This is a genomic window from Caloramator sp. (assembly GCF_020054765.1).
GTDB classification, from domain to species: Bacteria; Bacillota; Clostridia; order Clostridiales; family Caloramatoraceae; genus Thermobrachium; species Thermobrachium proteoclasticum.
In genome coordinates, this window is record NZ_JAIHAO010000060.1 from 1 (window position 1) to 8,715 (window position 8,715).

Annotated in this window: 8 protein-coding genes; 7 read left to right on the forward strand and 1 reads right to left on the reverse strand. The window is 32.8% G+C overall.

Going from position 1 to position 8,715, the window contains the following annotated elements; translation table 11 throughout:
- Both JG776_RS11750 and JG776_RS11755 read left to right on the forward strand, forming a co-directional pair.
- Window positions 1-287: hypothetical protein (locus JG776_RS11750; protein WP_291967732.1), on the forward strand; the 287-nt coding region annotated here is incomplete at its 5' end.
- Window positions 288-724: 437 nt separating this feature from the next.
- On the forward strand, window positions 725-1,012 hold the full coding sequence (locus JG776_RS11755; RefSeq protein WP_291967734.1) for a stage V sporulation protein S: 288 nt from the start codon (window positions 725-727) through the stop codon (window positions 1,010-1,012).
- A gap of 260 nt (window positions 1,013-1,272) precedes the next feature.
- Here the strand turns inward: JG776_RS11755 and JG776_RS11760 are convergent, their stop codons facing one another.
- Window positions 1,273-1,518, reverse strand: coding sequence for a helix-turn-helix transcriptional regulator (locus JG776_RS11760; protein WP_291967735.1), 246 nt, complete (start codon window positions 1,516-1,518; stop codon window positions 1,273-1,275).
- 105 nt (window positions 1,519-1,623) lie between these two features.
- Between JG776_RS11760 and JG776_RS11765 the strand changes: the two genes are divergently transcribed.
- From JG776_RS11765 to JG776_RS11785, 5 genes are all read left to right on the forward strand, one after another.
- Entirely contained in the window at window positions 1,624-2,517 is an 894-nt protein-coding gene (locus JG776_RS11765; RefSeq protein WP_291967737.1) for a diguanylate cyclase, read from the forward strand.
- A 354-nt stretch (window positions 2,518-2,871) separates the two neighbouring features.
- On the forward strand, window positions 2,872-4,542 hold the full coding sequence (locus tag JG776_RS11770) for a hypothetical protein (RefSeq protein WP_291967739.1): 1,671 nt from the start codon (window positions 2,872-2,874) through the stop codon (window positions 4,540-4,542).
- 209 nt (window positions 4,543-4,751) lie between these two features.
- On the forward strand, window positions 4,752-6,770 hold the full coding sequence (locus tag JG776_RS11775; RefSeq protein ID WP_291967741.1) for a class I SAM-dependent DNA methyltransferase: 2,019 nt from the start codon (window positions 4,752-4,754) through the stop codon (window positions 6,768-6,770).
- Window positions 6,767-8,098 (forward strand): restriction endonuclease subunit S, encoded by a 1,332-nt coding sequence (locus JG776_RS11780; RefSeq protein WP_291967743.1) that lies wholly within the window; start codon window positions 6,767-6,769, stop codon window positions 8,096-8,098. Before JG776_RS11775 ends, JG776_RS11780 begins: the two co-directional genes overlap by 4 nt.
- Before the next feature lie 26 nt (window positions 8,099-8,124).
- The coding region (locus JG776_RS11785; RefSeq protein ID WP_291967745.1) for a type I restriction endonuclease at window positions 8,125-8,715 on the forward strand (591 nt) is incomplete at its 3' end.

Here is an 8,715-nt window from a genome sequence, read left to right on the forward strand (position 1 = left end):
TTTACCAGTTGTATGAGAATGTAAGAGAAAAAATTAAGATATATCTACTTGTTGACAACGATGAGGCTGGATTAAAAGGTTTTGAGAATAACGTAAAGAGTCTTCAGGAATTAGGGTTCAAAAATATCTATAAGATGCTTCTTGAAGGAGCAAAGGATGCAGGAGAGGCCACAAAAGAGCAGGTAGATAAAGCGTATAAAAGTGCACAACTACAGCCGATAAGATATGATAAAAAAAGAATAGTTGTTAAAGATTATAATACAGGGTTGAAAAGTGCTGTAGAATAAAATCAAAAAATTTTTAAAAAATTTCTAAAAAAGTGTCACGTTTTCAATTTTGAGGCCAGTATAATATATATAGAAATATAAAAGGATTGTTAAATCCTTATAAACAGTTGAACTGTGTATATATTAGATTTCAAATATTTCATTCATTGTTGACCCTTACAAACAGTTAAACTGTGAAATCTATTTTATAATAAGTATTTGAAAAATATATAACATTGAAAATGTAAAATAAGTTGTTACTCCTTATCAAACAGTGGTGCAAATATGTCTGGATTTGGCAAACATATTGCCACCACTGTTTATAAGTAATAACAAACAAAGTTTAACTGTTTGTACAAGATAACAATACTATTTATTTGTTATATAAAAACTAACTTGAAAAAATAAAATATTCCTTCTTAAAATGCTTCAAATAAGCATATAGGAGGAATATGATTATGAGTATACAGGTTTTAAAGGTTGCAGGAGATAGTAATATTACTGCTGTTGCTGATACAATTTATAAGTGTGTAGTAGAGCATGGCATTGTCCACATTGATGCTATTGGTGTAAAGGCAACGTATATGACAGTAAAAGCCCTTGTGAAGGTGGTTGAATCCCTAGTGCATGAAGGTTACAGGTTTAATTTAAGGCCCTATTACGTAAAAGTAAACACAACAGAGAATGATATACAGTCAGTTAGCAAGACTGCTATTCGGTGGACATTGATTGCTGAGGTAAAATAATATAAATTCTTGTATTTACAACTAAAATATGGTAATATGAAGATATACTGCCGAAAGGGACACACTTCTCTTATACTACGTAAGTATAGGGGAGGTGTGTTTTGTTTTTCTACTATAATAAGTGGGTAAATATATAACAAACAAAATAGTGTGTTCTAGTAGATATCTCTTTATGGTATAGGGGATAAGGGAAGGACAAGGCGCTGTTAGATTTACAAGAATAAGGGTATATATTATAATGTTCTCTATTGGAACAAAGATTATTTTTCTAACCCTAAAAGCCAACTGACGCTTACATTTAGTACTTGAGATAAAGCCATTAATTCAATGTCAGTGATAATCCTTTTTTGTTGTTCGAGTTTTGAAATACTGGCTCTATCAATGTAAACAGCCAATGTTTCAAGTTTCACTGATAGTTCCTGCTGAGTCATGTTGTTTTTTAGTCTTGCAATTTTAACTCTGGAACCTGCGATATTGCGTTCTTCGGAATCTAATACTAACTTCATAATAAACCACCTTCTGTTCTTTATTGGAACAATTGTATTTTATCCGAAGTTGTGCAATAATATGTTCTAATAAAGAACATATTGTAAATTTGGAGGCTAATTGTAATGTATAAGGAAGACTTTGAAACTAACGGGATAATTCGAATTGTAATGAATCAAGAACACAAGATTCAGTACAGCAGTATTAATAATCAAGAAACCTATAATTACCTTAAAAAATTGGACATTTTGGAGAAGTTACCTGAATATTCATCTGTTCAATATAATTCAGGGAATTATTGCGTGGCAATTGATAAATTATATATTGCCGACCAGCCTTATCACATAATTACCATTGCTTTGAGACATCATAAATGTAGCAACTGCAGCAAAGCCTTTATAGATGCACCAACAGGCTTATATAATAGGAACTATTGGGAGCAGATTAGCAATGGAACTATCTATCATCCAGGAATAAAAGAGTATTCCTTAATCCTTATAGATATAGATAGCCTGAAAAAAATTAACGACACATATGGGCATTTGGCAGGTGATAAGGCTATTGAAATAGTTGGACAAGCGATTAAAAGGAGTATAAGAAAAGAGGATTTAGGGATAAGGTATGGAGGCGACGAATTCATAGTTTTACTTTTTAATCAGGATAGGAAGGCTGCGTACAAAGTAGTAAAAAGAATTAGGAAAGAGATTAGTAAAAGAACTATAGAAGAAAACTTAGATATTCAAATCAGTGCAGGAATAGCCTGCTGTGATTATTTAAGTGATTTGGAGGAAATAGTAAAAATGGCAGATAAAGATATGTATAGGGAAAAGGAAATAAAGAAAGAACAGAAGGTACAAACTAATACTTTAAAGGATTTAAGGGAAGAAATTGAAAAAATAAGAAATGAGTTGAATAAGAGAGTTATTCAAGAGGGTAAAGGAATAAATAATGAAGAGACATTGAAACTAAGTCAGAAACTAGATGAACTGATTGCGAAGTACCTAAAAAATGAAAAGTAGGGGATAGTGATAAATAGGAATAAGGTATATGAGGTATAAGGAATAAGGAGTAAGGTGTGGGAGAGAATCCTGCACTTTTTTTGTGTAGAAATTATGAGTGATAAAGATTTTGTATACGGCTTGTAAATAAGAAGAGTAAGATAAGATTTTTCCAGGGGTATGGGATACTAGGCTAAGCAATAATACTTAATAAAAGTTGCCTGGATATTGACAGGAAAACTTAAATGCTTATGGATATTTATCAAGGTCACTTCCTTTTACGAATGTAGATAAAACATTTAGTTTTATTGAATATTCAAGTAGTATATCATAAAATATAAGTGACAGTTTTAGGTAAAGAGTAGGAGTGTCTTTATGGAGAAAGAACTTAAAGAAACAAAAAGGATTAACAGTACAGAAGATATCATAGAGGCTCATAAAAAGGCAATAAAATTGGTACCTGTAAATTGGAAAGGTAGAGAAATAGAAATACCTGTTTATTATAGTATGAGTGCTGCAATTACATATGAAAAAGCCTTTAAGGAGACAAAAGATTATAAAAAATCATTTTGTAGAATGGTTCTTAAAATAATTAACAGCAATAGAAAAATTATCTATAAAGAAGATGAATTTCCTATTCTTGATATAAGTGATATAGAAGAGTTATTTGATGAGGATTTACAAAAAATAGGAGAAAAAATCATATATAATTCAGATTATTTAAAAGAAATCGAAGAAGAAGTATCTAAAGAAACTGATGACTTCTTTGAAAAATTTTATTTGATACATAAAAAAGAGAAAGAAAAGTATAGTGAGAAGATGGGGAAAATCGTACAGCAACTGAAACCTAAACTTGATATGACAGATTTCCGCAAGAACTTATTTCCAAGTATAGAATTAGTTTCAAGAATAAACAGCATAACAGAAACAGTAAGACCTGCTGTAGTTTATATAGGGGCAACATATCAAAATATTATAGGCAATTCAGCATTGATGGAGATGGCTGCCACTGCAAGTAAGATGGCAAATACGATAGGTACATATATGGAAGTAATTAATCCAGTGCAAAGGAGCATTGGTAAGTCAATAATAGAAATGAAGTCTGCATTAGCGTCAACAACGAGTATTGTTGATGCAACAATTAAAAACTTTTATTCTGAAATAAATGCTATAAGGGACATACTGCAGCCAATCAATATGGAATATGTGAAAACAACATTAGAAAGCCAAGAAGCACTTAGAAGAGCCATAAATAGGGATTTTCAGACCCATATAAAGATATTTGGAGCAGAATTAAATAAAATACTTAATTTCAAATATCATGATAAGTTATTTAATTTTGCAAATGTGCAGCAAAATATCATTAACAATATAAAACCATTTTTACTTGGGATACAGACTATTCTTCTTGCAAGAACAAATATCAAGGAAAGTTTGAAAGAAAAAGCCAAGACCATGCTCAAATTTGGGTGGTGGTTCATTGGCTCTCTTCCTATAGACATAATTAACTACATTCATGAAAACAAAGAAACTTTAAGCCAGGAAGATGTCGATAAAACAATATGCGATTATTATAAAGCCGATGACTGCAAAGAACTTGAAGAGATAATAAGCGAATGGAATGAACTAGAATATTTTAGCAAGTGGGGAAAAAAGATTAAAGATGCCTTCCATGCTCATAAATTAGAGATGTATTCTTTATCTGTTTCAGTATGGGCATTAATGATTGAAGGCGTTATTCGAGATTTTATGAGAGATGTTTATGGTGTAACGGCATTTAAATTTAGCCTTTTGTATAATAATTTTAAAGAAAAGGCTAAAGAACTAGATGGTTTTATTGTTAATTATGCTTTTAACTGCATGGATTCATTTTATGTCAGATTTAATCCTGAAAAGCCAGATGGAGTACATGACTTTAGCAGACATAAAATATTTCATGGACAGGCTGTAAATTATGATAGTGAAGTAAATTCATTAAAGTTGATGTTGTATTTAGATGAACTATTCTATATGGCATTATCTTTGAAAAATCCTATTATTGCATAATAAAGAATTAATTATACATGCCTTTGGAGGCATGTTGTTTTTTACGTATACATAAAAAAGAACCTATAAAAAATTAGAATATTCTATATAAGATGCAAATTGCAAAGGAAAATCTAAAAAAATATAGAATATAAAAGTATAGATTGATATAATTTTACGTGTATATATAACTTAATATGTCAAAATTGAAAAAACATAGGAGTGATAAGGTGATTAACTTTCAAGATAAAGTAAACTTTATATGGAGCATAGCAGAACTTTTGAGGGGGCCTTATAAGAAAGAGCAGTACGGGGATGTGGTTCTTCCAATGTCCGTTCTTAGGAGGTTTGACTGTGTTCTTGCAGCAACCAAGCAAGAGGTATTAGAACGCTATGAGATGTTAAAAAAAACAGGGCTTCAAAATATGGACCCTGTTTTAAATAGAATTTCAAAGCAGGAATTTAATAATACAAGTAAATATGATTTTGAAAAGTTGCTGGCTGACCCTGATAATATAGCAAATAATTTAAGAAATTATATTAACGGTTTTTCCAAGAACGCCAGGGAAATCATAGAATATTTTGATTTTGATAAACAGATTACAAAACTTAATGATAATAATCTTCTTTACCTTGTTATATCTGAATTTAATAAGATAGACTTGCATCCCGATGTAGTAAGTAATACCGAGATGGGATACATATTTGAAGAATTGATTAGAAGATTTTCTGAACACGGGGAAGCAGGGGACCATTATACCCCTCGTGAAGTTATTAAACTCATGGTAAATATTCTCTTAAATGAAGATAACGAGGAATTGACACAACCAGGACTTGTTACAACTGTCTACGACTGCTGTGCAGGAACGGGAGGTATGCTTTCAGTTACAGAGCAATATCTAAAAGAATTAAACCCTGAGATAGATGTTGAATTGTTTGGGCAGGAATTAAATCCACAGTCCTTTAGTATTTGCAAATCTGACATGCTTATAAAAGGACAAAATGCCGACAACATCATTTTAGGAGACAGTTTTACTGAAGATGGACATAGGGGTGCAACCTTTAGATATATGCTTACCAATCCGCCTTTTGGTGTAGAATGGAAGAAAGCACAAAAATTTATTAAAGATGAACATGAAAAAGACGGGTTTAATGGCAGATTTGGTGCAGGGCTTCCAAGGATATCTGACGGTTCCCTTCTGTTCTTACAGCACTTGATATCTAAAATGAAACAGGATGAAAAAGGCAGCCGTATTGCTATTATTTTTAACGGTTCTCCTTTATTTACTGGAGATGCAGGTTCGGGGGAATCGGAAATCAGGCGCTGGATAATTGAAAATGATATGCTCGAAGGGATTATTGCACTGCCTGACCAGTTATTCTACAATACAGGTATTTCTACTTATATCTGGATAGTAACCAACCGAAAGAATAGTGACCCGATGAAGGGACCTGTAAGGACAGGTAAAATACAGTTGGTCAACGCAGTGGACTTCTATCAGAAAATGAGAAAAAGCCTTGGAAATAAGAGAAATGAAATCACTGAGGAACAGATAAAAGAAATTACGAGGATATACGGTGAGTTTAAGGAGAACGAATACTGCAAGATTTTTGATAATGAAGATTTCGGATATCAGAAGATAGTTGTAGAGAGGCCTTTAAGGCTAAATTTCCAGGTAACTGAAGAGAGAATCAATAATCTGTATAATGAGACGGCCTTTAAGAAACTTGCCGAATCCAGAAAGAAAGGTGCGTCAGGACTTAAAGAGATAGAAGAAGGCAAGAAACTCCAAAAACAAATCATAGAAACCTTAAAAACAATGGATTCTACTATTCTGTATAAAAACAGGGATGATTTCACAAAAGTACTCAAGAAGGCTTTTAAAAATACGGATATGAAATTGAATAGTTCTTTATTAAAGGCTATCATATCTGCTCTGTCTGAAAAAGACGAAACAGCGGATATTTGTGTGGACAGCAAAGGGAATCCAGAGCCAGACCCAGACTTGAGGGATACTGAAAATGTACCTTTGAAAGAAAATATTCATGAGTATTTTGAACGGGAAGTAAAGCCCCATGTGCCCGATGCCTGGATAGATGAAAGCAAGACTAAAATTGGGTACGAAATACCTTTCACAAGGCATTTTTATAAATACCAGCCCCTCAGACCTTCTGAAGAGATTATGAAAGAGATTAAAGAACTTGAACAGAGCATTTTGGAGAAATTGAAGAAGGTGATGGGTGAATGAGTAAGTTTAAGAGGTATGAAAGGTATAAGGATTCGGGTGTTGAGTGGATAGGGGAGATACCGGAGAATTGGGAAGGGAAAAGCCTTAGACATGTAATAAAATTTATACGTAATGGAACTACCGCAACGCAAATTGATGAATCAGAGTATGTTGTTACTAGAATTGAAACAATTTCCTCCGGCAAAATTGACTTAGACAAGGTGGGATATGTTGATTATTTCAAAGATATACAAAAATATAAATTAGATAAAGGTGATATATTATTTTCACACATAAACAGTTTAGCCATGGTAGGTAATTGTGCTATATATGATTTTGATATAAATCTTTATAATGGCATGAACCTATTACAAATAAGACCATCTGACGATGTCTGTAAAAAATGGTTACTATATTTTCTAAAGAGTTATTATTTTAATCAAAGTGTAAAGGCAATTGCAAAACATGCAATAAATCAGGTGAGTGTACCAGTTAATAGGTTAAAGGAAGTTCGGATATTTGAACCTTCAATTGATGAACAATATTCTATTGCCAATTTCCTTGACCAAAAGACTGCTGAAATAGATGGCTTGATTGCTGATAAGGAAAAATTGATTGAACTACTACAGGAAAAACGGCAGGCGGTTATAACTGAAGCCGTTACCAAAGGACTTAATCCAAATGTAAGGATGAAGGATTCAGGAATTGAGTGGATTGGGGAGATACCAGAACATTGGGAAGTTGCTAGTTTTACAAAATATATTTCTTCAATAGTAGATTATAGAGGTAAAACTCCTGAAAAAGTTGATGAAGGTGTTTTTTTAGTTACTGCTAAAAATATAAAAAATGGACGCATTGATTATTCACTTTCCCAAGAATATGTTAAGACTGAAGAGTATGCGCAGATTATGAGAAGAGGATTACCGGAAATTGGAGATGTCCTTTTTACTACAGAAGCCCCTCTTGGGGAAGTGGCTAATGTCGATAGAACAGATATTGCTTTAGCGCAGAGAGTAATTAAGTTTAGAGGTAAAGAGATGCAACTAGATAATTACTATTTAAAATATTGGATTATGTCACATGGTTTTCAGCATGACTTGCAATCATATGCAACAGGTTCAACTGCGACAGGGATTAAAGCAAGTAAATTATCTAAATTAATCATTTTATTGCCAATATTTGAAGAGCAAAAAGCCATTGCTTATTTCCTTGATAAAAAAACATCTGAGATAGATGAATTGATATCAAACATTAGAGTACAAATAGAAAAACTCAAAGAATATCGCCAATCCCTCATATCCGAAGCCGTTACTGGTAAAATAGATGTCAGGGATTATGCAAATAACTAATTTTAAAGCATAAGAGGTGAACAGAAATGGCCAAAACACCTGTGGAACTTTCAGAAAAGGGCTTTGAAGAATATATTGAGGAGCATCTTCTTAAATCTGGATATATCAAGGGTAACCCTGACGACTATAACAAAGAATTTGCCCTTGATACCAAAATCCTATTTGACTTTTTAGAGGATACCCAGCCCAAGAAAATGGAGAGATTAAGAGAAATCTATAAGGACCAGTATCAATTTAAGATTTTAACCCGATTAAACCGGGAACTTAGTAACCGCGGCATGATTGATGTATTAAGGCATGGGATTAAAGATTATGGTGTGTACTTAGACCTTGCCTATTTTCAGCCTGCCAGCAAATTAAACGATGAAATGGTGAAACTTTATAAGAAGAATAGGATATCCGTCACAAGACAGGTACACTACAGCACCAAAAACGAAAACAGCATTGACATGCTCATCTGTGTCAACGGACTTCCCGTTGTTGTGCTGGAACTTAAAAATGCTTTCACTGGTCAGACTTATGAAGATGCAATAATCCAGTACAAGAAAGATAGAAGCCCCAATGAACTATTATTCCAGTTTAAGAAAAGAGCCATTGTATTTTTTGCAGTAGATACT